This is a genomic window from Vineibacter terrae (assembly GCF_008039615.1).
GTDB lineage: Bacteria > Pseudomonadota > Alphaproteobacteria > Reyranellales > Reyranellaceae > Vineibacter > Vineibacter terrae.
Genome location: NZ_VDUZ01000037.1, coordinates 1 through 24,236 on the forward strand (window position 1 = coordinate 1; position 24,236 = coordinate 24,236).

23 protein-coding genes are annotated in these 24,236 nt (G+C 68.7%); 7 read left to right on the top strand and 16 right to left on the bottom strand.

Annotated elements, in window-relative coordinates:
- Nucleotides 1–166: 166 nt before the first annotated feature.
- The 7 genes from FHP25_RS27380 to FHP25_RS27410 all read right to left on the bottom strand — a co-directional run bounded on the left by FHP25_RS27380 (nucleotide 167) and on the right by FHP25_RS27410 (nucleotide 8,098).
- Nucleotides 167–982 (bottom strand): type III secretion system effector protein, encoded by an 816-nt coding sequence (locus FHP25_RS27380; protein ID WP_147850165.1) that lies wholly within the window; start codon nucleotides 980–982, stop codon nucleotides 167–169.
- Between the two features lie 420 nt (nucleotides 983–1,402).
- Entirely contained in the window at nucleotides 1,403–3,097 is a 1,695-nt protein-coding gene (locus tag FHP25_RS27385; protein WP_147850166.1) for an AMP-binding protein, read from the bottom strand.
- A 220-nt stretch (nucleotides 3,098–3,317) separates the two neighbouring features.
- Complete coding sequence (locus FHP25_RS27390) at nucleotides 3,318–4,958, bottom strand: mucoidy inhibitor MuiA family protein (protein WP_147850167.1); 1,641 nt, start codon at nucleotides 4,956–4,958, stop codon at nucleotides 3,318–3,320.
- Between the two features lie 212 nt (nucleotides 4,959–5,170).
- Entirely contained in the window at nucleotides 5,171–5,698 is a 528-nt protein-coding gene (locus FHP25_RS27395) for a hypothetical protein (RefSeq protein ID WP_147850168.1), read from the bottom strand.
- A gap of 443 nt (nucleotides 5,699–6,141) precedes the next feature.
- On the bottom strand, nucleotides 6,142–6,552 hold the full coding sequence (locus FHP25_RS27400; RefSeq protein ID WP_231712498.1) for a helix-turn-helix transcriptional regulator: 411 nt from the start codon (nucleotides 6,550–6,552) through the stop codon (nucleotides 6,142–6,144).
- 168 nt (nucleotides 6,553–6,720) lie between these two features.
- Complete coding sequence (locus tag FHP25_RS27405) at nucleotides 6,721–7,542, bottom strand: M91 family zinc metallopeptidase (RefSeq protein ID WP_147850170.1); 822 nt, start codon at nucleotides 7,540–7,542, stop codon at nucleotides 6,721–6,723.
- A gap of 73 nt (nucleotides 7,543–7,615) precedes the next feature.
- The gene (locus tag FHP25_RS27410) at nucleotides 7,616–8,098 is read right to left on the bottom strand and encodes an Lrp/AsnC family transcriptional regulator (RefSeq protein ID WP_147850171.1); all 483 of its coding nucleotides are present in this window, start codon (nucleotides 8,096–8,098) and stop codon (nucleotides 7,616–7,618) included.
- Nucleotides 8,099–8,219: 121 nt separating this feature from the next.
- On the opposite strand from FHP25_RS27410, the gene FHP25_RS27415 reads away from it, so the two are divergent.
- A complete protein-coding gene (locus tag FHP25_RS27415; RefSeq protein ID WP_147850172.1) occupies nucleotides 8,220–10,616 on the top strand; it encodes a transketolase in 2,397 nt (798 codons plus the stop codon).
- Between the two features lie 64 nt (nucleotides 10,617–10,680).
- Complete coding sequence (locus FHP25_RS27420) at nucleotides 10,681–10,908, top strand: hypothetical protein (protein ID WP_147850173.1); 228 nt, start codon at nucleotides 10,681–10,683, stop codon at nucleotides 10,906–10,908.
- A gap of 52 nt (nucleotides 10,909–10,960) precedes the next feature.
- Here the strand turns inward: FHP25_RS27420 and FHP25_RS27425 are convergent, their stop codons facing one another.
- The 3 genes from FHP25_RS27425 to FHP25_RS27435 form a co-directional block, all read right to left on the bottom strand.
- Nucleotides 10,961–11,737, bottom strand: coding sequence for an ABC transporter permease (locus FHP25_RS27425; RefSeq protein WP_147850174.1), 777 nt, complete (start codon nucleotides 11,735–11,737; stop codon nucleotides 10,961–10,963).
- 193 nt (nucleotides 11,738–11,930) lie between these two features.
- Nucleotides 11,931–12,728 (bottom strand): ABC transporter ATP-binding protein, encoded by a 798-nt coding sequence (locus FHP25_RS27430; RefSeq protein ID WP_178133818.1) that lies wholly within the window; start codon nucleotides 12,726–12,728, stop codon nucleotides 11,931–11,933.
- A 15-nt stretch (nucleotides 12,729–12,743) separates the two neighbouring features.
- Nucleotides 12,744–13,760, bottom strand: coding sequence for an ABC transporter substrate-binding protein (locus FHP25_RS27435; protein WP_147850176.1), 1,017 nt, complete (start codon nucleotides 13,758–13,760; stop codon nucleotides 12,744–12,746).
- Between the two features lie 146 nt (nucleotides 13,761–13,906).
- Here FHP25_RS27435 and uraD point away from each other — a divergent pair, with 146 nt between their 5' ends.
- Nucleotides 13,907–14,413 (top strand): 2-oxo-4-hydroxy-4-carboxy-5-ureidoimidazoline decarboxylase, encoded by a 507-nt coding sequence (gene uraD / locus FHP25_RS27440; RefSeq protein ID WP_147850177.1) that lies wholly within the window; start codon nucleotides 13,907–13,909, stop codon nucleotides 14,411–14,413.
- A gap of 121 nt (nucleotides 14,414–14,534) precedes the next feature.
- Here uraD and FHP25_RS27445 read toward each other — a convergent pair whose 3' ends face one another.
- The 4 genes from FHP25_RS27445 to FHP25_RS27460 form a co-directional block, all read right to left on the bottom strand.
- Nucleotides 14,535–15,737 (bottom strand): EAL domain-containing response regulator, encoded by a 1,203-nt coding sequence (locus FHP25_RS27445; RefSeq protein ID WP_147850178.1) that lies wholly within the window; start codon nucleotides 15,735–15,737, stop codon nucleotides 14,535–14,537.
- A gap of 192 nt (nucleotides 15,738–15,929) precedes the next feature.
- Nucleotides 15,930–17,747, bottom strand: coding sequence for a glucan ABC transporter ATP-binding protein/ permease (locus FHP25_RS27450; RefSeq protein ID WP_147850179.1), 1,818 nt, complete (start codon nucleotides 17,745–17,747; stop codon nucleotides 15,930–15,932).
- On the bottom strand, nucleotides 17,744–18,910 hold the full coding sequence (locus tag FHP25_RS27455; protein WP_147850180.1) for a M20 aminoacylase family protein: 1,167 nt from the start codon (nucleotides 18,908–18,910) through the stop codon (nucleotides 17,744–17,746). The genes FHP25_RS27450 and FHP25_RS27455 overlap by 4 nt, the downstream gene beginning before the upstream one ends.
- Nucleotides 18,911–19,009: 99 nt before the next feature.
- Nucleotides 19,010–19,456, bottom strand: a complete 447-nt coding sequence (locus FHP25_RS27460; RefSeq protein WP_147850181.1) for a hypothetical protein — start codon at nucleotides 19,454–19,456, stop codon at nucleotides 19,010–19,012.
- Between the two features lie 143 nt (nucleotides 19,457–19,599).
- On the opposite strand from FHP25_RS27460, the gene FHP25_RS27465 reads away from it, so the two are divergent.
- On the top strand, nucleotides 19,600–20,568 hold the full coding sequence (locus FHP25_RS27465; RefSeq protein WP_147850182.1) for a threonine dehydratase: 969 nt from the start codon (nucleotides 19,600–19,602) through the stop codon (nucleotides 20,566–20,568).
- Between the two features lie 30 nt (nucleotides 20,569–20,598).
- Here the strand turns inward: FHP25_RS27465 and FHP25_RS27470 are convergent, their stop codons facing one another.
- Nucleotides 20,599–21,348, bottom strand: a complete 750-nt coding sequence (locus tag FHP25_RS27470; protein ID WP_147850183.1) for a tyrosine-protein phosphatase — start codon at nucleotides 21,346–21,348, stop codon at nucleotides 20,599–20,601.
- 188 nt (nucleotides 21,349–21,536) lie between these two features.
- Here FHP25_RS27470 and FHP25_RS27475 point away from each other — a divergent pair, with 188 nt between their 5' ends.
- Together FHP25_RS27475 and FHP25_RS27480 are read left to right on the top strand one after the other, a co-directional pair.
- Nucleotides 21,537–22,058, top strand: coding sequence for a MarR family winged helix-turn-helix transcriptional regulator (locus FHP25_RS27475; RefSeq protein ID WP_178133820.1), 522 nt, complete (start codon nucleotides 21,537–21,539; stop codon nucleotides 22,056–22,058).
- Between the two features lie 10 nt (nucleotides 22,059–22,068).
- The gene (locus FHP25_RS27480; protein ID WP_147850185.1) at nucleotides 22,069–22,671 is read left to right on the top strand and encodes a gamma carbonic anhydrase family protein; all 603 of its coding nucleotides are present in this window, start codon (nucleotides 22,069–22,071) and stop codon (nucleotides 22,669–22,671) included.
- A gap of 8 nt (nucleotides 22,672–22,679) precedes the next feature.
- On the opposite strand, the gene FHP25_RS27485 is transcribed toward FHP25_RS27480, so the two are convergent.
- Nucleotides 22,680–23,171: an Lrp/AsnC family transcriptional regulator gene (locus FHP25_RS27485; RefSeq protein ID WP_147850186.1), complete on the bottom strand. Its 492-nt coding sequence runs from the start codon at nucleotides 23,169–23,171 to the stop codon at nucleotides 22,680–22,682.
- A 127-nt stretch (nucleotides 23,172–23,298) separates the two neighbouring features.
- Between FHP25_RS27485 and phhA the strand changes: the two genes are divergently transcribed.
- Complete coding sequence (gene phhA / locus FHP25_RS27490; protein ID WP_147850187.1) at nucleotides 23,299–24,159, top strand: phenylalanine 4-monooxygenase; 861 nt, start codon at nucleotides 23,299–23,301, stop codon at nucleotides 24,157–24,159.
- Nucleotides 24,160–24,236: the final 77 nt, after the last annotated feature.

Consider the following 24,236-nt stretch of genomic DNA (forward strand, 5'->3'; position numbering starts at 1 on the left):
GCATCGGTCTCCAGCCACGGCATGCTCACCTCCATGCCAAAACTGTTACCGATGTATCCGGTCTATTCCGTCACCGATCTAATCGGTCTGTACACCCCTCCCTCTCCCCGCTCTCGCGGGGCGAGGGGTGAGCGGCAGCATGCGATCGCCCTGGGCATGACGGCGATCACGTGGCGAGCGAGACGAGCAGGTCGACGACGGACTTGGGCAGCCCGGCCGCGGTCAGCGAGGCGGCCAGCGCCGCCCGGTCCTTCATGGTGCCGAAGATCGAGAGCGCCTCGCAGATCTTCGGGAAGCGGTAATAGTCGGCGATCGGGTTGTAGATGACGTCCGGCAGCTTGTCGCTCAGCGCCTTGGTGAAGATCGGGTTGTCATCGCAGAATTTCTTGACCAGGGCGTAGGCATTCCTGGAGCTGGCGAAGAGCCCGAACCGCATGGCGTCGGCGGGGTCCATCGCCTTGTAGCCCTGGTGGCTGGCACGCAGGCCGGTCTTGATCTTGTTCGTGCGATCGGCAACGTAGATGTTGGTGCAGAGCACGGCGATGAACTCTTCGTTGTCGTCGTAGTGGCGCATCGCGTAGGACAAGGCTGGACCCTTGTTCCATTTGCCTGTCGCGTTCCGGAACACGTGCACCAGCTCATGGAAGAGGATCTCGTCCCACAGCCGGCCGCGGTTCTCCGCCGCCGGCAGGGCCGAGCAGACGCCGTGGCTGGAGAAGGTCGACGGCGAATAGGCCACGAACCCGGTCAGCTTTCCCGGCGTCTTGTACTCGCCGCCGCCGACCGAGTTGCAGTCGGTGCCCGTGTACGGGCGGATCTCGACCGGGAAGGTCGGCCGGCGGATGACGTTGAGCAGGATCCGGCCGCTGGTCGTGCGGTAGATCCATCGCAGGTGCTCGTGCACCTGGCTGACGTACTGGCGCGCTGTCGCGCCGGCCAGGCCAACGGGATTGATCGTGAAATTGTAGAAGGCGAGGTCCATTGTGAGCTCCGCTCCCAGGGGAAATACGAGAGTCCCAACCGATGCTGTGGGTGGGCTTCGCAACTCACCTGATCGCCCACCATTGATGAGCGAACACTCACAAATTTTAGGTATTCCCTCGTCTTCTAAAAAAGACGGAGATCGCCGCCGTTCACCCCTCGCCCCGCGGCAGCGGGGCTACGGCATTCACACATCGTCACTGTCATCCCGAGCGCCAGCGAGGGATCTCCCGCGAAAGACGCACGGTGCGCCCTTCGCAGGAGATCCCTCGCTGGCGCTCGGGATGACAGTCCTCTTTTTCGAGACGCAAGCTCTCTGAGACTGGATGTGTGAATGCAGCAGGTAGCCGGACGAGGAGACAGCAGCGGTGCGTCCATATGCGAGCGCCCTGCCTGAGCAAGGCGGACCGAAGATACCGGCTTACGCCGTCTTCTGCTCCTTCAGGTCCAGCGCCTTGATGGTCTGCTCGCGCATCACGAACTTCTGGACCTTGCCGGTGATGGTCATGGGGAACTCGTCCACGAAGCGGACATAGCGCGGGATCTTGTAGTGCGCGATCTGGCCCCGGCAGAAGTCGCGGATCTCCTCGTCCGTCGCCGCCTCGCCCTCGCGCAGCTTGATCCAGGCGCAGATCTCCTCTCCGAAGCGCGGATCGGGCACGCCGATCACCTGCACGTCCTGGACCTTGGGATGGCGGTAGAGGAACTCCTCGATCTCGCGCGGATAGACGTTCTCGCCGCCGCGGATCACCATGTCCTTCAGCCGGCCGACGATGTTGACGTAGCCGTCGTCATCCATCGTGGCGAGGTCGCCGGTATGCATCCATCGGCCAGGATCGATCGCCTCACGCGTCTTCTCCTCGTCGTTCCAGTAGCCCGTCATCACCGAGTAGCCGCGGGTGCAGAACTCGCCGGTGGCGCCGCGCGGCACGATACGGCCCTCGGTATCGACGATCTTGATCTCGATATGCGGCTGCACGCGGCCGACCGTCGACACACGCCGCTCCAGCGGATCGTCGGTCGAGCTCTGCGTCGACACAGGCGAGGTCTCGGTCATGCCGTAGGCGATCGTCACCTGCTGCATGTTCATCTGGGCCACGACGCGCTTCATCACCTCGATCGGGCAGGGCGAGCCGGCCATGATGCCGGTGCGCAGGGTCGAGAAATCGAACTTGGCGAAGTCGGGATGGTCGAGCGCGGCGATGAACATGGTGGGCACGCCATGCAGCGCCGTGCAGCGCTCGGCCTGCACCGTCTGCAGCACCGACAGCGCATCGAACGCCTCGGCGGGATAGATCATCGCAGCGCCGTGCGTGACGCAGGCCAGGTTGCCCAGCACCATGCCGAAGCAGTGGTAGAGCGGCACGGGGATGCACAGCCGGTCCTCCGGCGTCAGCCGCATCGCCTCGCCGATGAAGTAGCCGTTGTTGAGGATGTTGTGGTGGCTGAGCGTGGCGCCCTTGGGGAAGCCAGTGGTGCCCGAGGTGAACTGGATGTTGATGGGATCATCGAACTGCAGGCGGTCGGCCAGCTCGGCCAGCCGGCTGCGCTCGGCGTTGCCGCCGCGGGCCGGGATGTCGTCGAAGCTCAGCATGCCCGGTGTCTTGTCCTTGCCCAGCCGGATCACGGTGCGCAGGTGCGGCAATGCCTTGGCGTTCAGCTGGCCGGGCTGCGACGTGGCGATCTCGGGCGCTAGATCGTTCAGGATCGCGATGTAGTCGCTGCTCTTGAGCGCCGGCGAGGTGATCAGCGCCTTGCACGCGACCTTGTTCAACGCGTATTCGATCTCGGCCCTGCGATAGGCCGGGTTGACGTTGACCAGGATCAGGCCGGCCTTGGCCGTGGCGAACTGCGTCAGCACCCACTCGGCGTTGTTCTGCGACCAGATGCCGATACGGTCGCCCGGCTCCAGCCCCAGCCCCAGCAATCCGGCAGCCAGCGCATCGACCCGCCGCCCCAGCTCGCCGTAGGTCCAGCGGATATCCTGGTGGCGCACGATCAGCGCGTCGCGGTCGTGCCAGCGCGCCACCGCCGCGTCGAAGAACGTGCCGATGGTCTCGCCGATCAGCTTGGTGGTGGACGTGCCGTGGTCATAGGACGGCAGGGTCGATGTCATAGGCGTCGCGCTCCGGTCTTTACAGGCCGCGCCTGGGCGCGGCCGTCACCCGACCATAGCGCAGGTGCATGATGCGAGGAACACAATGCAGGCGGCGTCGCCGGGAGCGCGCCACTCCAGTGGCGCACCGGCCCGGAGGGCCGGCTGATGGTGTTGCACCCGTTACGATCCGGCGCCACGCGCCAGTGCGCCACTGGAGTGGCGCGCTCCCGGCCGATCCTCAGCGCAGGCGGATCTCGCGGTCGGCGGGCCACTTCAGGCGGTAGGCAAGCAGGATCTCCTTCTGCTCGCCGGCCGCGTAGTCATAGCTCCAGCCCATCACGCCGCGCTTGTCGTCGACGACCTTGTCGGTGGGCGGGGTCGAGCGCGACAGCGTCTCGACAGTGATCGCCGTGTTGTCGGCGACAGGCACGCGGTCGAGGACGGTGATCCGCACCGGGAAATCGTGCAGGTTCTTCACGACCGTCTTGAACTCGCGCAGATCCGTGCGGCTGGAGCCCAGGAAGCCCGGCTCCTCCTCGCGCCGCGCCACCGCCACCCGCGCCACCTTCACCCGGTCGTCGGCCCCGAAGGCGAGCTGGACCTTGTCGCCGGGCGCGACCATGGCCAGCGACACGCGGCCGACAAAGGCGCCGTCGCGGTGGATGGCGACCTGGCCGGGCAGCAACGGGGCCTCCTCCTCGTTGACGAACGACGCCTCGAGATAGGCGGTCGGATCCAGCACCGGCACGGTCTTCAACGACAGCGCCGGCTTGACGGTGACGCTCGAGATACGGAACGCCTTGGGCGAGCCGTCCTGGGGGATCGTCACGCGCCCCGGCACGGCGAAAGCCGCCTGGAACGCCCCGGCGTCGAGGCGGGCCTCCCGCTCGCCGGCGGGCGCCTCCTCTGCCAGCTTGGGCTGCGCGTCGGCCGGCTGCGGGCTGGGCGCCGACATCGGCGGCGCGCCGCCGGAGGGCGCGCGCCGGGACATGACCGGCTCCGCGAAGTCCACCCGCCAGGACGCCAGGTCGGGCGCGCCGCCACTGCGCGCCACGCGCACGGTCGACACGACGAGCACGACGTCGCTCCAGGTCTCGCCGGTGCGCTGCACGATCTCGGCTCGCCGCACCAGCTCGAGCGACGGCTTGCGATCCTTGCCGCCCGTGTCCAGCCGCGCGTCGTAGAGCGGCCGCCACAGCGCGCCGCCGACACGATAGGTCACGGTCAGCGCCGCGCTCAGCGCAGAAGGCGCATCGAGCGCAATGGTGACGTCCAGGCGCGGCGCGCCCGGCGACCGCGGCTGCGGCCGTGCGCGCTCGAGCGCCGCGATCTCCTCGTCGAGGCCGCGCAGCTCGACCGTGATCAGGCGCAGATCCTCGTTGGCCTTGGCCAGCGCCTCGCCGACGGCATCCCAGGCGCCGGGCCATTGCGCGACGTCAAGCGGCCTGGATTGCGGCGACAGCTTCTCCGGTCCCGCTTCGGCGTAGCGCCGGATCATCGCCCGTCGCCGATCGATGGCCTCGAAGCGCGCGGCGGCCGCATCGCGCCTGTCGCGCAGGGCCCGCAGCTTCTCCTCCAGGGCGGCGTCGATCACCGGCCGCGGATCGCCGGGAACATTGCGGGTCTCGACCGATCCGATCGCGAAAGCGGCTGTCCCCTCGCCGGCGACGCGGATCGACGCCGGGTCGATCGACGCCGGCAGCCCTTTGAGCACGATGCTGGACGCACCGGCCGGCAGGGTGACGTTGGTCCGCCGCGTCACGCTGGCACCGTCCGGATACACGGTCACGGTGTCGATCCGCGATGTCGCCTCGATATCGGCGGCAAGCGCGGGCCAAGAGAAGGCAACGGCAACAGCGGCGAGGATGACGGCGCGCATGGATGGATCTCGTCAGGCGCAGGCGAGCGCGCCGGCTCCGATTCGAGGATGACGCTCTCGACCAGTATGCAAAAACAGGCGAGCGATCACTACTATCGCATGGCCATAACCGGCAGTCACGCCCAATCTTCGCAGGCCGGAGGCCAAATCGAGCTGCCGCCGGGCACATCGCCGATACCGGGCGGCCCGACGGGCCGCCCGGTATCGGCTATTCATATGATGCGATCCCAGAACACGGGATAGCCGGTTTCGAGGATGTGCGTGTTGGAGTTCACCCTGACGGTGCCGGAGCCCATCTTGCCGAACGGCTCGAGCCCTTTGCCCACCATCATCACCTTGTGCAGGGTGAGCGTCGTGGTCGTGTCCGAGCCGCCCTCGTCACCGAACCGAAGCCCATGCTCGGCCGTCCAGTTCTCGATGAAGTTCAGCTCCATCTTCCGGATCGAGTACATCCAGTACTTGTAGCGCGGATGGGCGCTGGTGCCGATCGAGTAGGCATCGTCCGCCATGCTGGTGACGCTGTTGGCGCCGACGCGCCAACGCCCCCACCATGTGAAGTCCTTGACCCTGTCGCCGAACTTTCCCGCCCACTCGATCAGGTCGAGATTGGTCATGTCCTTGTCATCCTTGGGAAAGACCGGGATATGCGGCCGCAACAAGTTGACCTCGAGGTACTTCTCGGCGTTCAGGTTTCCCGGATTGGGGTTCTGCTTCAGAATGATCTTGCACGACGTGAACATGCGATTCTCTCCTGCTGCGCGCAGGACCGGCCCCAACATCACGTCCCGGCCCGGTGCGCTCTTGCGCCACCCGCGCGCCGATCGGCCGCGGATGCCGCTGCCGGAAAGACGGCGCATGCCCACGGTTCCATCCATGAGAGTCTCTTGCCGATCCATAAGGATCGGTTTGAGTGCCGCCGGCGTCGCACCGACACGTCCGCCGTCAGATTCCAGATGACTGACGGGCTAAGAGATCCTTCGCCGTGCTCAGAGTAACGAATGACGCGAAGAAGGATCGGTTGCGCTGGCGGATTGAAGAGGATCACCGACGGCGCACCGCGCGCCATCGCTCCCAGGGTTCGAGACAACCGCCAGCGCAACCGATCCTTCAACCCGCCATCCCGGACCAGGATGAAGCGCGTTGGGCTCGGGGCGAACGGCCGATCCCAGGTCTGGACGCGCGCCTATGAGAGGTTGCGCAGCCGGGCACGCACCGCCGAGGGCGTATCGCCGAAGCGGCGGCGGAAGCTGCGGTTGAAGTACGACAGGTCGGCAAAGCCCGCCTCGCCGGCAATGTCGCCGATGCGCAGATGGCCCTGGCGCTGATCGCGCAGCAGCCACAAGGCCCGGTCCAGGCGCCGCGCCAGCAGATGCTGCGAAAATGTCTGCCCGGTTTCCTCCAGCAGGAGATGGACATAGCGGGGCGTGACACCGAGCCGCGCCGCCACCGACGCGGCGCTCAATTCCGGATCGCCGCCATGGGCATCGATCGCGCGCAGCACGGACTCACGCCGCGCTGCGCGCAAGCCGGCGCGCGCGGCGCCATGGCTCGTCACAGCCCCGGCGCCCAGCGCCAGGGCGGCCAGGTCGGCCATACGTCCCCCCATGTTGGCGCGGTCCCGGCCCGCGGCGCCGGCCGTGCACAGCGTGTCCAGATAGCTGTCGGCGGCACCAGTGGGCGGAAGACCACTTTATTACATTGCAACCTCCTTGCCGGTCGCATTGCATCTTCTGATCGCGGCCATAAGCGGTTCTTTGAACGATCAAGGCACCGGGCTGCCGCAGGGCTCGCGCGCTGCAGTCCGCGCGGACGCCGCCGCCTGGCGCATCTCCGGAAGCCCGTCCCTGATGGCGCCGAGCACCGACAGCGCCGCGCAGACCTCGCGGTGGGCGTAGTACTCGGCCACGGGATTGTAGGCGATGTCCGCAAGCTGCTCGCCGAGCGCCTTCGTGAAGACCGGGTTGTCGGCGCAGAACTTCCCGACCAGGGCGAACGCGCTGCGGGAGCTGGCAAAGAGGCCGAAGCGCATGGCGTCACCCGGATCCATCGCGGCATAGCCCAGGTGGCCGGCGCGCAGGCCGCTCTTGAGCTGGTTGCTGCCGTCGGCGATGTAGATGTTGGTGCACAGCACGGCGATGAATTCTTCGTTGTTGCCGTAGTGCCGCATCGCGGCCGACAGCGGCGGCGCCGGGTCCCAGGTGCCGGTCACGTTGCGCATGACGTGCACCAGCTCATGGAACAGGATCTCGTCCGGCAGGCGCCCGTTCCTGTCGTTCTCGGGCAGCAGCCGCAACGCGGCCTGCTTGGATGCGGCGGCGGGCGAGAAGGACACGAAGCCGGTGGGCGCGCCGGCTCCCGGCTTGAGCTCGCCGCCGCCGGTCGCATGGCTGCGGGCGCGGCTGCGGAACGGACGGATCTCGACCGCAACGGCGGCACGGCGGATGCAGTCCAGAAGCAGGCGGCCGCTGATGGTGCGATGGATCCAGCCCAGGTGCTCCTGCACCTGGCGGACATACTGCGCCTGCGCCGGACCGACGAGCCCGAGCGGACTGATCGCCAGGTTGTAGAAACGCAGATCCATCATCGTCGGCACTATCCGCGCATTCCATCGTCCATGACAATATGGCTGGATTGCGCCGCCGGCGATGCCGCGCCTGTCACGCCAGGTGGCCCATCGGCAGGGCGGTGCCCTGCTTCACCGGCCGCAGCGCGAAGGAGGAGCGGATCTGCCCGACGCCGGCGATGCGGGTGAAATCCATCACGAAACGCTCGTAGGCCTCGAGGTCGGGCACCACGACGCGCAGCAGGTAGTCGCTGTCACCCGTCATCAGGTAGCACTCCATCACCTCGGGCCGCTGCTGCACGGCCTTCTCGAAGCGCTGCAGCGCGCTCTGCACCTGGGTCGTGAGCGAGACGCTCATGAAGACGCTGACCGGCAGCCCGACCGCCTTGGCATCGACCACGGCGACGTAGCCCCTGATGATGCCCGTCTCCTCCAGCGCCTTCACCCGCCGCCAGCACGGCGAGGCCGACAGCCCGACCTTCTCCGCCAGGTCGGCATTGCTCAGCCGGCCGTCGCGTTGCAAGCTTTCGAGGATATGGCGGTCGATGCCGTCGAGGGCAGAAACGGGGTTGGTCATTGCTCGATCCGGCTTCTTGGAGGAAGAACCTGCCAATTTGGCACGGAATTCGGGTGTGAACGCAAGGACTTACCGGCCAATCCCGCGTAGCTTCCGGTCTTCGGCCGCCCGGAGAAGCGCCATGCCCGACACTTCGCCTGCCCTGCTCGCCGCCACACCCGACGCGCCGGCGCAAGCCGCGCGCACGCGCCGGCTGCGGCTGCTGCGCGCGCTGGAGCGCAAGGTGCTGTGGCTGTCGGCCTGGACCATCCATCACGCCAACCACATCCGGCCCAACCGCGACGGGCTCAAGGTGGGCGGCCACCAGGCGAGCTGCGCGTCGCTGGCCACGATCATGACGGCGCTGTACTTCGCCGTGCTGCGGCCGCAGGACCGCGTCGCGGTGAAGCCGCATGCCTCGCCGGTGTTCCACGCCATCCAGTACCTGTTCGGCCAGCAGAGCCGCGAGCGGCTCGAGCGCTTCCGCGCGCTGGGCGGCGCGCAATCCTATCCGTCGCGCACCAAGGACAGCGACGACGTCGACTTCTCGACCGGATCGGTCGGGCTGGGCGTGGCGATGACGCTGTTCTCGTCGCTGGTGCAGGACTACGTGCGGCTCAAGGCGCTGGCGCCGGAGCGGCCGGTGGGCCGCATGGTGGCGCTGGTCGGCGATGCCGAGCTCGACGAAGGCAACGTCTTCGAGGCGCTGCTGGAGGGCTGGAAGCACGACGTGCGGAACCTGTGGTGGGTGATCGACTACAACCGCCAGAGCCTGGATTCGGTGGTCAACGACCGCCTGTTCGGCCGTGTCGCCGAGATGTTCGAGCTGGTCGGCTGGCGCGTCGTGACGCTGAAATACGGCAAGACGCTGGAGGCCGCCTTCGCGCAGCCCGACGGCGAGCACCTGCGCCAGTGGATCGACGACTGCCCGAACTCGCTGTACTCGGCGCTGGTCTACAAGGGCGGCGCCGCCTGGCGCGAGGCGCTGACGCGCGACCTCAACCAGCATCCCGGCATCCGCCGCGTCCTCGAGACGCACGACGATGCGCGCCTGCATGCGCTGATGACCAACCTCGCCGGCCTGGACATGCAGGCCGTGCTCGACGCCTTCGAGTCGGTCACCGACGACCGGCCGACCTGCTTCATCGCCTACACCATCAAGGGCCGCGACCTGCCCTTCGCCGGCCACAAGGACAATCACGCCGGCCTGATGAACGTCGAGCAGATGGCGCAGTGGCAGCAGCAGATGGGTGTGCCGGCCGGCGCCGAATGGGACCGCTTCGCCGGGCTCGACGCCGATGCGCGCGAGCTGCAGGCCTTCATCGACACAGCACCATTCCACGCCCAGGGCACGCGCCGGCTCGCGGCGCCGGCGGTGCCGGTGCCGGCGTCCCTGCCGCTGCCCAAGGACCGCCGCACCAGCACCCAGGCCGGCTTCGGCCGCATCCTGGACGAGATCGCCGCGGCCGGCGGCGCCCTGGCCGAGCGCATCGTCACGACGTCGCCCGACGTCACGGTGTCGACCAACCTCGGCGGCTGGGTGAACCGCAAGGGGCTGTTCGCGCATACCCCGGCCGAGGACGTGTTCCGCGAGCTCAAGGTGGTGTCGGCGCAGCGCTGGAGCCTGGATCCCAAGGGCCAGCACATCGAGCTGGGCATCGCCGAGAACAACCTCTTCATCCAGCTGGCGGCGCTGGGGCTGGCGCACGAGCTGTTCGGCGCCCGCCTGCTGCCGATCGGCACGCTCTATGACCCCTTCATCGCCCGCGGGCTCGATGCGCTGAACTACGCCTGCTACCAGGATGCGCGCTTCATCGTCGCGGCGACGCCATCGGGCGTGACCCTGGCGCCCGAGGGCGGCGCGCACCAGTCGGTGTCGGCGCCGCTGATCGGCATCGGCCAGCCCGGGCTGCTGAGCTACGAGCCGGCCTATGTCGACGAGCTGTCGGCGATCCTGCGCTTCGGCCTGGAGCACATCCAGCAGCCGGACGGCAGCGCGCTCTACCTGCGGCTCTCGACGCGCCCCGTCGAGCAGCCGGCGCGCGCGCTGACGGCGGATCTCGCCCGCGCCGTCGTCGAGGGCGGCTACTGGCTGCGCGAGCCGGCGCCGGGGGCCGAGATCGCCATCGTCGCCATGGGCGCCGTCACGCCCGATGCGCTCGCCGCCTGGGAAAGCGTGGCCCGGGATTTCGCCGGCGCCGGCCTGCTGGTGGTGACGTCCGCCGACCGCCTGCACCGCGACTGGATCGCCAGCCGCCGCGCGCGGCGCACGGCCAGCAGCCGCGCCGCCGCCGGCGCGCTCAGCCCGGTCGAGCGCCTGCTGGCGCCGCTGGGCCGCAACGCGCGCCTGATCACCGTGCTCGACGGCCATCCGCTCGCGCTCTCCTGGCTGGGCGGCGTCGCCCAGCATCGCACCGTGCCGCTGGGCGTCGAGGGCTTCGGCCAGTCCGGCGACATCCCCGACCTCTACCGCAAGCTGGGCCTGGACAGCGCCGCCATCATCGACGCCGTGGCGCAGGCCGTCACCGAAAGCTGGTAGACAGGCCGCTTGACAGGACCCAGCCTGCCTTGCCCACTATCGCGGCACGAAGGGAGACCCGGTCATGGCGAAAGGCTGGACGGTCGAGATCATCACCAAGGGACGCCCGGGCAGCCTGCCGGTGCGTTCCCTCTACGCCATCGCCATCGACAATCCGGACAAGGCATTGTCCGAGGTGAAGCGGCGCGTCACCCTCCTGGATCACCAGGAGGCGGTGCTGGGCGACTGGCTCTCGGACGAGAACGTCGCCGAGCACGGCCTGCGCATCGACGAGATGAAGCAGCTCAAGTGATGGGCCCAACGCCCCGACCCGGGTGCGGTGCAACCTGGGTCCCTACGCCTAACTAAGTCACCAGCTCGCCGCGGAATGCCCAGCGGGTCATGCGCTTCTCGACCAGGGCGCAGACGGCGTACATCAGCACGCCCATCACGGCGATGGCGAACAGGCCGGCGAAGGTGGTGGCGGCGTCGTTGCGGGCGCTGGCCGACAGCATCAGGAAGCCGATGCCGCGGTTGCCGCCCACGGTCTCGGAGATCACGGAGCCGATGAAGGCGAGCGTGATCGCCACCTTGAGGCTGGCGAACAGGTAAGGCATGGCGCGCGGGATGCCGACCTTGGTCAGGATCTCGGTGCGCGTGGCGCCCAGGCTGCGCAGCACGTCGCGCATCTCGGGCTCGATGGTGGCGAGCCCCGTGGCGACGTTGACCACGATGGGGAAGAAGCTGATGGCGAAGGCGGTCACCACCGCCGGCGTCGCGCCGACCCCGACCCAGATCATCAGGATCGGCACGATCGCCACCTTGGGGATGGCATTGAAGGCGATCAGCAGCGGATAGAGGCCGGAATAGATGAAAGGCGAGGCGCCGATCGCCAGCCCCATCACCAGCCCGCCGGCGATCGCCAGCAGGAAGCCCAGGACGGTGGTCCACAGCGTCTCGCCGCAGAACGCCAGCAGGATGTCCCAGCGCTGCAGGGTCACGGCGAAGATCCGGCTGGGGCGCGGCAGGATGATCTCGGCGATGTCGAAGGCGACGCAGGCGAGCTCCCACACCACCAGGAACACCGCCATCGCCAGCCATGGCATGGCCACGCGCAGGGCGCGCTCGGTGCCGGCGGTCATGGCTGCGGTCCGCGTTTACCTTCTCCCGCTTGCGGGGGAAGGTGGTGCGAAGCACCGGATGGGGGGTGCCGCAACAGAGGCGACGCTCGATTGATACGCCGCCTACGTTCGAACCTCCCCCCATCCGCCCCTTCGGGGCACCTTCCCCCGCAGGCAGGGGAAGGTATGCTTTTCGAGCGCCGGAGAGCGAACATCACGCATGCTCCTGGTGGATGCGCTCGCGCAGCGCGTGCACGATATCGACGAAATGCGGCTCGAAGGTCGTCTCCAGGGTGCGGGGGCGCGGGATGTCGATGCGCTTGGTCATCACCACGCGGCCGGGCCGGCGGCTCATGACGTAGACCGTGTCGGCGAGATAGACCGCCTCGCGCAAATCGTGCGTCACCAGCACGGCGGTGAAGCGCCGCTCCAGCCACAGAAGCTGCATGATGCCCCACAGCTCCTCGCGGGTGAACGCATCGAGGGCGCCGAACGGCTCGTCCAGCATCATGATCTCGGGCTCATGGATCAGCGCCCGGCACAGGTTCGAGCGCTGCTGCATGCCGCCGGACAGCTGCCAGGGATACTTGTCGCCGAAGCCGCCCAGGCCGACCGATGCCAGCAGGCGCTCGGCCCGGGCGGCATACTCGGCCCGCTTGCGCCGGAACTGCTGCTTGTGCGGCGCGACGATCTCCAGCGGCAGCAGGATGTTGTCGCGCGTCGTGCGCCAGGGCATCAGGGTGGGGTTCTGGAAGGCCATGCCGACGCCCTTGATGGGCCGCACCACCTTCTCGCCACGCACATGCACCTCGCCCGAGCTGGGCGGCAGCAGGCCGGTCACCAGCTTCATCAGGGTCGACTTGCCGCAGCCGGACGGACCAACCACGGCGATGAATTCGCCCTTGGCGATGCTGAGCGTGGCGTCGGCCAGCGCCAGCGTCTCCTCCTTGCCGACGCGGTAGGTCAGCGACACCTGCCGCAGGTCGACAAGGGCTGGCCCGTTCGCCGGCACGACGACGATCAGCCCTTACTTCGCGACCATGCGGTCGGCCTGCGGCGGCAGGAACTTGTTGGTGAAGACCTTGGCCGGGTCGGGCGCCGCCGGCAGGCCGAAGGCCTCCGCGACATCGACCACCGCGCGCGCGAACCGCGCCGGATCGACATCGCCCATGCCGTTGGCCTTCACGTAGGGCGTCAGGATGTTGGTATCGAGCGACAGCGCCAGGCGCCGCGTCTCCAGCGCCTCGTCGATCAGCGGGTCGCGCTTCCTGGCGGCGGCGATGCCGAGCTTGGGATCGGCGATGACCTCCTTCCAGGCCTTGACCGTCGCCCTGAGGAAGCCGGTGACCGCCTTGGGATTGCTCAGCATCTCGGGCGAGACGATGATGCCGTTGCCGTAGACGTCCATGCCGTAGTCGACATAGCGCATCACCACCAGGTCCTCGAGCTTGACGCCACGCGCCTCGAGGTCGAGGACCGACGAGAAGTAGTGGCCGGAGATGAAGTCCACCGTGCCCTGCACCAGGCTCTGCTCGCGCAGCTGCGGCGTCAGGTTGATGTGGTCGGTCTTGCCGATGCCGTTCTTCTTGGCGAAAGCGGGAAACAGCCGGAACGAGGCGTCGAACACGGGCGCGCCCAGCTTCTTGCCGGTGAGGTCCTTGGGCCCCTTGATGCCGCTCTTCTTCAGGGCATAGACGCCGAACGGCGGGAAGTCGTAGCCCATGAAGACGCAGAGGATCTCCTTGCCGGGGTTCTTGGCGTTGTACTCGATGAGCGAATTCACGTCGGCGAAGCCGACCTGATAGGCGCCGGTGGCGACGCGCTGCACGGCGCCGGCCGAGCCCTGGCCGGGGTCCATGGTGACGTCGAGGCCCTCGGCCTTGTAGTAGCCCTTCTCCAGCGCCACCAGGAACGGCGAGGTCGGGCCCTGGAACACCCAGTCCAGCGTGAACTTGATGGCGGTCTGGGCCTGCGCCGGCAGCGCCAGCCCAGCGGCCAGCAGGGCGCCCAGGGCGGCGCGCCGCGTGGTCGAGGTGATGCTCATCGTCGACGATCTCCCGCGAAAGTCCCCTGCGTCCGGCGCTTGCCCCTTGATCGTTCTCACGCGGCGCCGTTGCGGCCAAACTAGCCGCCCGCCGGAGGCTATGCAAACATGCTGCCAGCGTCCCCTTCCCGGAACTGTCCACAAGCATGACGATGTCGGATATCAACGCGCTCGACCACGACGCCTTCCTGGCGCGGGTCGGGCCGGTGTTCGAGCACTCGCCCTGGATCGCGCAGCGCGCCTGGGCGGCGCGGCCGTTCGACGGCGTGGCCGGCCTGCACCAGGCGATGATGGCGGTGGTGGCGGCGGCGTCCGCCGACGAGCAGGTGGCGCTGCTGCAGGCCCATCCCGACCTCGCCGGCAAGGCGGCGCGGGCCGGCAGCCTGACGGCCGACTCGACGCGCGAGCAGGCCGGCGCCGGGCTGGACCGCCTCAGCGACACCGAATACGACCGCTTCGACCGCCTGAACCGGGCCTACCGCGAGCGGTTCGGCTTCCCCTTCATCGTGGCGGTGAAGCGCCACACCAAGGAGTCGATCCTGGCCGCCTGCGAGGCGCGGCTGGGCAACGACCGCGCCACCGAGATCGGCACGGCGCTGGCGGAAGTCGGGCTGATCACGCGCTTGCGCCTGGACGCCCTGTTCGGGGATTGAGCCTCAGGCGGCGCCGGTCACGCACATGAAGCCGGTGACGTGCACCGGGCAGTCGCCGACATTGCGGAAGGAGTGCGGCCGGCCCGGCGGCAGCCAGACGCGGCCTGCGTCGGTCAGCTGGTCAGCGCGGCAGCGCCAGGCACCGGATGCCGTTGGCCAGCCAGGCCCGCAGCTGGCGGTCCGGCAGGGGGCGGGAGATCAGGAAGCCCTGGGCCATGTCGCACCCGATCTCGTGCAGCAGCCGCCATTGGTCGGCGGTCTCGACGCCCTCGGCGGTGATCTTGACTCCGAGGCCGCGCGCCACGTCGATCACCTTGTCGACGGTCTGGCGCGCCCGGGGGTCGGTTTCCAGGCTGTTGACCAGCGACCGGTCGATCTTGATGTCGGTGAAGGGATAGCGATGGAGCTGCGCCAGGTCCGAGAAGCCGATGCCGTAGTCGTCCATCGCGACGCGGATGCCGTGGAGCCGCAGTCGGGCCAGGATATCGAGCGCCGCGGTCGGGTTCCCGGCCACCTCCGCCTCGGTCAGCTCCAGCGTCAGGTCGGACGGCGCGCAGCGCTGCGTGCGCAGGAGTTTCAGGATGACATCGGCGGTCTCCGCCGCGTCGAGGAACGACGCAGACACGTTGATCGAAACGGGCAGGACGATGCCGTCGCGCTTCCAGGCCACGTGCTGGCGGATCGCGTTCTTGAGCACCGACCAGGTGAGCGGGATGATGACCTCCGAGTACTCAGCCAGCGGCCCGAGCAGCCCGTGGGTGGGGTGGTTCCAGCGCACCAGCGCTTCCACGCCTTCGATCGAGTGGTCGCTGAAGTTCAGCTTGGGCTGGTAGTGCAGGACCAGCTCGTCGTTGGGGATGCCGAGCTTCAGCTGCGTGATCAGGCTCTGGTCCTGATAGCTGCCGCGGTCGGGAATCTGCGTCTTGATGGCGTTGAGGAGCCGCTGCATCTCCCGCCCGGAGAACGGTTTGGCCAGGGTCCCGACAACCTCCAGGCCGCTGCTCCTGGCCAGCTCCTCGGTCGCATCGAGGATCGCCTCGTCCTCGCCGCTCATCAGGACGACGTAGGGCTTGAGCGAATAATCGCCGAGCTTGCCCACGATCTCGATCGCGTCCGTATCCGGCAGGCGCAGGTCCAGCACCAGCGCGTCGGGCGCGTGCATGCGCAGCAGCCAGAACAGCTCCTCACCGGAAGCCGCCGCCCTGACGGTGAAGTTCAGCCGGACGGCCAGCTCGACCAGCAGCTCCCGGAAGTCGTCATCGTCCTCGACGATGACGATCTGGGGTTTCACCGGCGCTGTGGCGGACATGGAGGCGCTGGCCATCAAACCATCAGCCTTGCTTGACGTGAGCGCGCACCGTAGCGCAAGCGGTGCTACCCGGCCATGACCGTTCGAGATCCGGGCCGGATTCTCCCGCGGCCGTGCCGCGTCTCCGCAAGGCCAGCACCGATGCCTCCATATGCGATCGCCCTGCCCGGCCGAGCGGGACCGGCGCGGATCGCCCTGGGCGGCGTGTCACGGCCGGGCCGGCGCCGCCTCGCTCACCGGATCGTCGAGGAAGCGGCGGATCTCGGTGCCTTGCAGCAGGCCCGACTGCTGCGTCGCCACCAGCCGGGCGAAGGTTCCATCCCTGGCCACGAGCTCGTCGTAGCTTCCGATCTCGACCGCGCGGCCGCGGTCGAAGACCACGATCAGGTCGGCGTCGCGGATGGTCGACAGCCGATGCGCGATGACGAAGGTCGTGCGCCCCGCCATCAAGGTCTTCAGCGCCCGCTGGATGCGGGCCTCGGTGACCGCGTCGAGCGCGCTGGTGGCCTCGTCGAGGATCAGGATCGGCGGGTTCTTCAGCAGTGCCCGCGCGATGCTCAGCCGCTGGCGCTCGCCGCCCGAAAGCGTGATGCCGCGCTCGCCGACGCGGGTGCTGTAGCCGTCGCTCTGGCGCTCGATGAAGTCATGCGCCTCGGCCAGGCGCGCCGCCTCGGCCAGCTCGGCGTCGGTGGCGTCCTGCTTGCCGACCCGCAGGTTGTCGGCGATCGAGCGGTAGAACAGCGTGTTGTCCTGGAACACCACGCCGATATTGCGGCGCAGGCTCGCCAGGGTGACGTCGCGGATATCGATGCCGTCGATGCGGATGGCGCCGGATTGCGGGTCCCACATCCGGTGCAGCAGCGCCATGGACGTGCTCTTGCCGGCGCCGGTGGGTCCGACCAGCGCCACGGTGGTTCCGGGCGCGACCGCGAGGCTGAAATCCTGCAGCGCCGGGCGGCGGCCGTCATAGGAGAAGCTGACATTGTCGAACGTCACCGCGCCCGACACGCGCCCCAGATCCTGGGCCCCGATCTTTTCCCGGATGGTCGATTCGGTCTCCAGCACGTTGAAGAAGTCGCCCAGCGCCGGCATCTGGAAGAAGGCGCGGGCGACGAAGCTGGAAGCCTGCTCCATGCGTCCGATCAGCATGGTGGCGAAGCCCATGAAGCTCACGATCTCGCCCACCGTGGCCTGGCCGGCGAGGTAGAGCCAGGTGCCCAGCATGAAGATCGCCAGCACCGTCACGGTGGCGGCGGCGCGCGTGATGACGCTGAGCAGCGCCCACCAGTTCAGCACCGGGAACTGCACCGACAGCAGGCCGCGGATGGTCTCGTGCAGCATCCGCGTCTCGTGCGACAGGCGCACGAAGCTCTGGATCAGGTGCACGTTGCCCAGCGCATCGCCGGCCTGGCCGGCGAGCTGCGAATGGTATTCCTCGGCCTCGCGCTGCAGCCGGTCGGTGCGCGCCACGATCCAGGCATTGGTCACGGCGAAGAACAGGATCAGCGCGATCAGCAGCAGGCCCAGCCGCCAGTTCATGAACAGCGACAGCGGCAGCATCACGAACAGCGCCACCGCGGTGGCCAGGTGCTCGCGGAAGAAACTGAGCCACAGGCCGAACAGGTTGTCGACGCCCTGCAGCATGATCTTGAGCAGCCGGCCGGAATGCTGCTCGTTGTGGAAGGCGAACGGCAGCGACAGCACGTGCTCGAAATAGCGCGCCATCGCCGCCAGCCGGTTGCGATGCGCCATGCGGTCGGCGTAGAGCGACACCAGGATGTTGGCGACGATGCCGCCGATGCCGATCACGATCCACAGGCCCAGGATGTGCATCGCGTCGGCCCAGACCGCCTCGGCCGGCCGGCCGGCGGCGCTGCTCAGCGTGTCGATGACGCGGCCGAACAGGACCGGCTCGAGGAACTGCAGCCCGGCGACGGCGATGTTGGCCACCGCCAGCGCGATCGCCAGCCAGCGCTCCGGCGCCAGCTGGCGCAGCACGCGGGCATAGACGGCAAGGAAGCTCATGCTTCGAGGAACCGCTCGGCCAGGCGCACGAAGAAGCTGACGCCGAAGGGGATGGCCATGTCGTTGAAGTCGTAGCGCGGGTTATGCAGGATGCAGCCGCCCTCGCCGGGGCCGTTGCCCAGCCACACCATGGCGCCCGGCCGCGCGTTCAGCATGTAGGAGAAGTCCTCGGCCCCCATCGCCGGCCTGATGTTGCGCTGCACGTTGGCCTCGCCGCAGATCTCGGCCGCCACCTCGGCCGCGAACGCCGCCTCGTCGGCATGGTTCACCGTCGGCGGATAGCCGCGCCGGTAGTCGACCGCGATCTCGATGCCGTGCATGGTGGCGGCGCCGGCGCAGATGTCGCGGATGCGGCGCTCGACGAGGTCGCGATTGGCCGGCGTCGTGGTGCGCACGGTGCCGCCCAGGTGCACCTCCGGCGGGATCACGTTGTAGGCCGAGCCGCCCTTGATGAAGCCGACGGTGACGACCGCCGAATCGACGGGATCGACGTTGCGGCTGACGATCCCCTGCAGCGCCAGCACGATCTGCGAGGCGATCACGATCGGATCGACGCCCAGATGCGGATAGGCGGCATGCGCGCCGCGGGCGTTGATGCGGATGTCGTAGCGGTCGGCCGCCGCCAGCAGCGGCCCCGGCCTGGTGGCGATCTGGCCGATGCCGATGCCGGGCTTGTTGTGGATCGCGAACACCGCATCGCAGGGGAACTTGTCGAACAGCCCCTCCTCGACCATCACCCGCCCGCCACCGCCGCCTTCCTCGGCCGGCTGGAAGATGAAATGCACGGCGCCCTCGAAATTGCGCGTCTCGGCGAGATACCTGGCGGCGCCCAGCAGCATGGTGGTGTGGCCGTCATGGCCGCAGGCATGCATGCGCCCCTCGTGGGTGGAGCGATGCGCAAAGTCGTTGGCCTCCTGCATCGGCAGCGCGTCCATGTCGGCGCGCAGGCCGATGGCGCGCGGCGAGTTGCCCTTGCGCAGCGTGCCCACCACGCCGGTCCTGGCCAGCCCGCGATGCACCTCGAGGCCCCATTCGGCCAGCTTGGCCGCGACGACGTCGGACGTGCGCTGCTCCTCGAAGCACAGCTCGGGATGGGCGTGGATGTCGCGACGGATGCGCGACAGCTCTTCCTGCATCTCAAGCACACGGCCGATCACGGGCATCCCAGCGACTCCATGAACCTGCCGAAGGCACGGCGCGTCCGGCAAAACGCGGCCATCATAGGGGACGCCTGCTGCCCTGTGCGAGCCCGTTCCAGCGCCCTAATAGCGCCCGAAGGTGCCGATGAATGCGAAATAGCCGATGACCAGCGCCAGGATCATCATGCCCCAGCCGATCCGCCCATCGCCCTGCCGGCTCTGCGTGCGCCGGCGCTCCTTCCTCCCGTCCCAGACCGGCACCTGACGCCGCCCCGGCAGGCGCTGATACAGGCCCGCCAGCACGGCTACAGCGCATCCCAGAAGGACGAGGCCGAACACAACCCTCAGGGCGGCGCTGCCGAGGGCCGCCAGCCAGCCGCCCTGACGGTCGAGCCAGCGGTCGGCATCCTCAAGATCGACACCGATCAGTACCAGCACCACGCCGACCAGCAGGAAGAGCGTGAGCAGAAACACGTAGAGCCGCGGCCGGCCCCAGCCGCCGGCGAAGACGAGCGCGTAGATGCGGGTTGCCTGCCACACCCCGCTCAGCAAGCCCTGGATCCGGCGCATTAAACTCCCCCGACGGAACGAGACGATTGTCCGGCGCAGGGTAGCAACGGCGACTGACTCATGCTCCCGCGATTGTCATGACACAAGGTAGCGGTTGATCGCCGTCGGCGTGCGCGGGTAAGCCCGGCACAGGAGGTCATGCCATGGTCGCTCTCCCGTCCCTTGCCGAGCTCGAAGCCGCCGCCAGGATCGTCTACGCGGCGCTGCCGCCGACGCCGCAATACGCCTGGCCGCTGCTGGCCCGGCGCACCGGCTGCACGGTCTGGGTCAAGCACGAGAACCACACGCCGATCGGCGCCTTCAAGGTGCGCGGCGGGCTGGCCTACATGGATCGCCTCAAGCGCGAGCGCCCGCACGTGAAAGGCGTGGTCAGCGCCACGCGCGGCAATCACGGCCAGAGCATCGCCTTCGCAGCCGGGCGCGCCGGCGTCCATGCCACCATCGTCGTGCCGCATGGCAACTCGGTGGAGAAGAACGCCGCCATGCGGGCCTTCGGTGCCGAGCTGCTGGAGCGTGGCCACGATTTCGACGCCGCCAAGGAAGCGGCCATGGCGCTGGCCGCCGAGCGCGGCCTGGAAATGGTGCCGTCCTTCGACATGGACCTGGTGATGGGCGTGGCCAGCTACTCGCTGGAGCTGCTGCGGGCCGCGCCGGACCTCGACACGGTCTATGTGCCGATCGGGCTGGGCTCAGGCATCTGCGGCATGATCGCGGCCCGCAACGCGCTCGGGCTGAAGACCCGCATCGTCGGCGTGGTCGCCTCAGGCGCGCCGGCCTACGCGCTCTCCTTCGCCGCCGGCAAGCCGGTCGCCACCAATGCCGCCGAGACCTTCGCCGACGGCGTCGCGGTGCGCGGCCCCGACGCGCTGGCGCTGGACATCATCCGCGCCAACGCCGAGCGCATCGTGCAGGTCGGCGACGGCGCCATCATGGCGGCGATGCGCTTCTATTACGAGGACACGCACCAGCTCGCCGAGGGCGCCGGCGCCTGCGCCCTGGCCGCCCTGTTGCAGGAACGCGACCTGATGCGCGGCAAGGCCGTGGGCCTGATCCTGTCCGGCGGCAACATCGACCGGCCACTCTACGCGCAGATCATCGGCAGCGGCGCCTAATGGCGGCGCCGCCCCGGCACGGCGGGAAAATCAGTCCTCGAGCAGGTCCGCGCGCAGGCGGGCCGCCTCGACCCCGAGCGCCGCCTTGAGGAACGTATCGACATCGCCGTGATCGGTCCGCAGGGCGGCGAAGGCGGCGTCGAGGTAATCGGCACGCGCTTCGATCATCGCGGCGCGAGTCAGCGCATCGAGCTCGGGATAGCGCCCGACATGCCCGGTCCACACCACGTTGGTGTGGAGATAGTCCTCGACCACCGTCTCCCATGGCACGCCCAGCACCGACAGCAGCAGCGCCGCGGCGAAGCCGGTGCGGTCCTTGCCGGCTGTGCAGTGGAACACCAGCGGCCGGCGCACGCCATCGGACAACGCTGCAAACAGCGTACGATAGGCCGGCGACCCGCGCTGCGGGTAGTCGCGATAGTGATCAGCCATGAGGCCGGCGATCAGCTCCGGCGTGGCGCGGCCCTCATCCAGCGCGGCCCGGATGCGCTCGCCGACCCGCGGCTCGATGGCGGCCGCCAGCACGCTGGCGCTCAGGCCGTCTATGGCATGTGGCGTCTCGGCGGCCTCGGCGATGCCGCGCAGGTCGACGATGGTGCGCACGCCCAGGCCGGCCAGGGTGCGGCGGTCGGCCGCCGTCAGGCCACCCAGATGCGCCGAGCGGAACACCAGTCCGTGGCGCACCCGCCGCCCGTCGACGGTTCGGTAGCCGCCCAGGTCGCGGAAGTTGGAGCAGCCCTCGAGCGACACGATGCGAGGAAGAGGAAGGACACTTTTCATGACCCCAGGATGGCGCCGGGCGTCGCCGAGCACCACAGCCACGCCTGCAAGCCTGCTGCCACCGCGCCACGGGCTGCAGGCTCGCGCCCATCACGAATCTGCAACGGCAAGCCGGCATCATGCCGGGTTTCCCGCACAAGCCTGAAACCCCGCTTGCGTTCGGCCTTGGATATATTAATGTATGCAGCATGCATTTATTACGGACAGCCAATCTGCTGGCGGCATTGGCGGTGGCGGTCGGCGATGCGCTGCAAGAGGCGGACCTGTCGCCCAGCGCGGCGGCGGCGCTGCTGACGATCGCGCAATGGGAGCCGATAGCGGCGCTGGAGCTGGCCGCCGTGGTCGGCCTGTCGCAGTCGGCGGCCGTGCGCCTTGTGGACGAGCTGGCGGCGGCCGGGCTGGTGCGCCGGCTCGAGAAGAAGGGACGCGCCGTGCCCCTGGCGCTGACGGCGACGGGCCGCCGCCGCGCCAAGGCGCTGCAAGCCCGGCGGCTGACCGTCCTCGACACGGCGCTGGCGACGCTGGGACGTGATGCGCGCGCCGGCCTGGAGGCAGCGCTGCCCGGCCTGCTCGCCGCCTTCACCGCCGGCCGCGCCGCCGCCCGGCGCATCTGCCGCTTCTGCGATCACGGGCTGTGCCGCGACGGCGGCTGCCCCGTCGGCACGGCCGCCACCGCCATTGACGGCCCATTCGTCCGCCCCAAGCTCTGAGGAGGAACAGATGATCGTCGAGCACCAGGGCAAGCGGCCCCGCATCGGGCGCGATGTCTACATCGCCCCCAATGCCACCATCTGCGGCGATGTCGAGATCGGCGACGGCACCGCGATCCTGTTCGGCGCCGTGGTCACGGCCGACGGCGGCACGCTGCGGCTGGGCAACAACTGCGTGGTGATGGAGAACGCCGTCGTGCGCGCCACGGCGCACCATCCCATGATGGCCGGCGACAACGTGCTGATCGGCCCGCAGGCCTACGCCGTGGGCTGCGCGGTCGACGACAACGTCTTCCTGGCTGCCGGCACGCGCGTCTTCAACGGGGCGCGGATCGGCGCCCGCACAACCGTGCGCATCAACGGCATCGTGCATCTGCGCACCATCCTGCCGCCGGACTCCGTGGTGCCGATCGGCTGGGTCGCTGTCGGTGATCCGCCGCGCATCCTGCCGCCGGAGGCGCACGATGCGATCTGGGCAGTACAGAAGACACTGGACTTCCCGGGCTATGTCTTCGGCGTCGGCCGACCGCCGCCGGGCGGCACCTTCATGCCCGAGGTCATGCCGCGCTATGCCCGCGCGCTGCGCCGCCATGCCGGTGATGTGACGGCCTGACCTTTGCCTCAACGCGGATGCCGCTCCCGGGCGGGCGGCATCGGCGCATAGGCGAGGTCCGACTTGATGGTCTGCATGATGAAGCTGGAGCGGCTGCCCTTGACGCCGGGCATGCGCAGCAGCGTGCGCAAGGCGAAGGCGCTGTAGGCTTCGAGGTCGGCGACCTGCACCAGCATCAGGAAATCCATCTCGCCGGTCATGGCGAAGCAGGCCACCACCTCGGGCCGATCGCGGATCGCCGCCTCGAAGGCCTCGACGACAGCCTCGGAATGATCCTCCAGCGTCACCTCGACCAGCGCCTGCACGCCGCGCCCCAGCCGGCGCGTGTCCACCAGCGCGGCATAGCGCACGATCACGCCATCGGCTTCCAGTCGCTTGACGCGGCGCAGGCAGGGCGTCGCCGACAGCCCCACCCGGTCGGCCAGCTCGACGATCGGCAGCCGCCCGTCACGCTGCAGCTCGGTGATGATGCGATGATCGATGGCATCCAGATCGGGCATGGCAAACTTCTCTCCGACGAAGCCCCACGTGAGTTGTTTTAACTCACCATAGCCCTCGGGAGATATCAATTCGCAGGGATTCACTCCGCAGGCCAAGCGTATCGTGCTGCCCGTCAAGGAGCACGCCATGTTGCAGCCCTCACCTTCGCCCACTGCCGGCCTGCGCGGCGATTACAGCCGGATGCAAGCCGACTGGACCGTGCCGCAGGACCCGCGCCGCTACGGCGCCGAGGAGCAGGACATCTGGCGCACCCTGCTGCGCCGCCAATCCGGCCTGGCGCGCCAGCACGCCTGCCCGCAGTTCCTCGGCGGCCTGGCGCAGCTCGACATCGACGAGCGCATCCCCGATTTCAGCCAGGTCAGCGACGCGCTGGCGCGGCGCACGGGCTGGCGGGTCGTGGGCGTGCCCGGCCTGATCCCCGACGACGTCTTCTACGGCCATCTCGCCCATCGGCGCTTCCCGGTGACGGTCTGGATCCGCCGGCGCGACGAGCTCGACTACCTGGTCGAGCCCGACCTGTTCCATGACTTCTTCGGCCATGTGCCGCTGCTCGCCGACCCGGTGTTCGCCGACTACATGCAGGCCTATGGCCAGCGCGGCGTCGAGGCCGGCGCGGCCAATATCCATCGCCTGGCGCGGCTCTACTGGTACACGGTCGAGTTCGGGCTGATCCGCAGCGAGGAAGGCGTCAAGGTGTTCGGCGCCGGCATCATCTCGTCGGCCAAGGAGACCCTCTACGCCATCGGCTCGCCGGTGCCGGCGCGCATCGCGTTCGACGCCGGACGCGTGATGCGCACCGCCTACGAGATCGACAAGCTGCAGCGCACCTACTTCGTGCTCGACGACTTCCGGCAGCTTTTCGACGCGACGCAGGTCGACTTCCCGCCGCTCTATGCCGCGCTGGCCCGGCAACCGGAGATCCCGACGGGAACCGTGCTGCCACACGAGCGCCTCATCGCCGCCGCAGCTTTGCCGCAAGCCGCCTGATCGCCCGGAAAGCGGACACAGAAAGACCCCCGGTGCTTCACTGGAAGCTGCGCTAATCGTTTCCGTTGCGAGCCTGT

Excerpts from the sequence above, each read along its gene's own strand:
- FHP25_RS27380 (WP_147850165.1), bottom strand. The coding sequence starts at position 982 with ATGGACCTCGCCTTCTACAATTTCACGATCAATCCCGTTGGCCTGGCC.
- FHP25_RS27385 (WP_147850166.1), bottom strand. The coding sequence starts at position 3,097 with ATGACATCGACCCTGCCGTCCTATGACCACGGCACGTCCACCACCAAG.
- FHP25_RS27390 (WP_147850167.1), bottom strand. The coding sequence starts at position 4,958 with ATGCGCGCCGTCATCCTCGCCGCTGTTGCCGTTGCCTTCTCTTGGCCC.
- FHP25_RS27395 (WP_147850168.1), bottom strand. The coding sequence starts at position 5,698 with ATGTTCACGTCGTGCAAGATCATTCTGAAGCAGAACCCCAATCCGGGA.
- FHP25_RS27400 (WP_231712498.1), bottom strand. The coding sequence starts at position 6,552 with ATGGCCGACCTGGCCGCCCTGGCGCTGGGCGCCGGGGCTGTGACGAGC.
- FHP25_RS27405 (WP_147850170.1), bottom strand. The coding sequence starts at position 7,542 with ATGATGGATCTGCGTTTCTACAACCTGGCGATCAGTCCGCTCGGGCTC.
- FHP25_RS27410 (WP_147850171.1), bottom strand. The coding sequence starts at position 8,098 with ATGACCAACCCCGTTTCTGCCCTCGACGGCATCGACCGCCATATCCTC.
- FHP25_RS27415 (WP_147850172.1), top strand. The coding sequence starts at position 8,220 with ATGCCCGACACTTCGCCTGCCCTGCTCGCCGCCACACCCGACGCGCCG.
- FHP25_RS27420 (WP_147850173.1), top strand. The coding sequence starts at position 10,681 with ATGGCGAAAGGCTGGACGGTCGAGATCATCACCAAGGGACGCCCGGGC.
- FHP25_RS27425 (WP_147850174.1), bottom strand. The coding sequence starts at position 11,737 with ATGACCGCCGGCACCGAGCGCGCCCTGCGCGTGGCCATGCCATGGCTG.
- FHP25_RS27435 (WP_147850176.1), bottom strand. The coding sequence starts at position 13,760 with ATGAGCATCACCTCGACCACGCGGCGCGCCGCCCTGGGCGCCCTGCTG.
- uraD (WP_147850177.1), top strand. The coding sequence starts at position 13,907 with ATGACGATGTCGGATATCAACGCGCTCGACCACGACGCCTTCCTGGCG.
- FHP25_RS27445 (WP_147850178.1), bottom strand. The coding sequence starts at position 15,737 with ATGGCCAGCGCCTCCATGTCCGCCACAGCGCCGGTGAAACCCCAGATC.
- FHP25_RS27450 (WP_147850179.1), bottom strand. The coding sequence starts at position 17,747 with ATGAGCTTCCTTGCCGTCTATGCCCGCGTGCTGCGCCAGCTGGCGCCG.
- FHP25_RS27455 (WP_147850180.1), bottom strand. The coding sequence starts at position 18,910 with ATGCCCGTGATCGGCCGTGTGCTTGAGATGCAGGAAGAGCTGTCGCGC.
- FHP25_RS27460 (WP_147850181.1), bottom strand. The coding sequence starts at position 19,456 with ATGCGCCGGATCCAGGGCTTGCTGAGCGGGGTGTGGCAGGCAACCCGC.
- FHP25_RS27465 (WP_147850182.1), top strand. The coding sequence starts at position 19,600 with ATGGTCGCTCTCCCGTCCCTTGCCGAGCTCGAAGCCGCCGCCAGGATC.
- FHP25_RS27470 (WP_147850183.1), bottom strand. The coding sequence starts at position 21,348 with ATGAAAAGTGTCCTTCCTCTTCCTCGCATCGTGTCGCTCGAGGGCTGC.
- FHP25_RS27475 (WP_178133820.1), top strand. The coding sequence starts at position 21,537 with ATGCATTTATTACGGACAGCCAATCTGCTGGCGGCATTGGCGGTGGCG.
- FHP25_RS27480 (WP_147850185.1), top strand. The coding sequence starts at position 22,069 with ATGATCGTCGAGCACCAGGGCAAGCGGCCCCGCATCGGGCGCGATGTC.
- FHP25_RS27485 (WP_147850186.1), bottom strand. The coding sequence starts at position 23,171 with ATGCCCGATCTGGATGCCATCGATCATCGCATCATCACCGAGCTGCAG.
- phhA (WP_147850187.1), top strand. The coding sequence starts at position 23,299 with ATGTTGCAGCCCTCACCTTCGCCCACTGCCGGCCTGCGCGGCGATTAC.